Source organism: Methylobacterium sp. J-072, assembly GCF_022829425.1.
In the GTDB taxonomy this organism is placed as follows: Bacteria; Pseudomonadota; Alphaproteobacteria; order Rhizobiales; family Beijerinckiaceae; genus Methylobacterium.
Genome location: NZ_JAKSYK010000171.1, coordinates 1 through 462, shown reverse-complemented (window position 1 = coordinate 462; position 462 = coordinate 1). Strand labels below are relative to the sequence as shown.

At 60.0% G+C, this 462-nt stretch carries 1 pseudogene; it reads right to left on the bottom strand.

Annotation, left to right across the window (positions count from 1 at the left end):
- Positions 1 to 341: 341 nt before the first annotated feature.
- Positions 342 to 462 (bottom strand): annotated as a pseudogene (locus tag MKK67_RS19485) (peptidoglycan-binding protein); the annotation flags it as partial.

Below are 462 nucleotides of genomic sequence, written 5' to 3'. Positions count from 1 at the left end.
TTCGTCTCGAAATCACATCAATGAATTTTCTTAGAGCTTGTTTGACTGGTCTTTCCCATCCTCACCCTCATCCTGAGGTGCCGAAGCGCAGCGGAGGCCTCGAAGGAGCCCTCCAGCCAGCCGCGCGATCCTTGGAGGGCTCCTTCGAGGCTGCTCCGCAGCACCTCAGGATGAGGGGAGAGATTGGGATCGCCCTCGGCAGAACCATCATTCGACTGAGAGCGTGCGATCAAACAGGCTCTTACAGGCGCGGATTAATTATCCGCTTGATGACGGCGCATTAAGATCCAGACCCAAAAACGTCACCGGCGCTTCAACACCCGGACGCAGCACTTGGCCCCCTACCGCTCCGTGAGCTTCATCTCGATCCGGCGGTTCTTGGCGTAGGTCTCCTCGGTCGTACCGGCGTCGAGGGGTTGGAACTCGCCGAAGGCGCCGGCCAGGAGGTGCTGGGGCGCGATG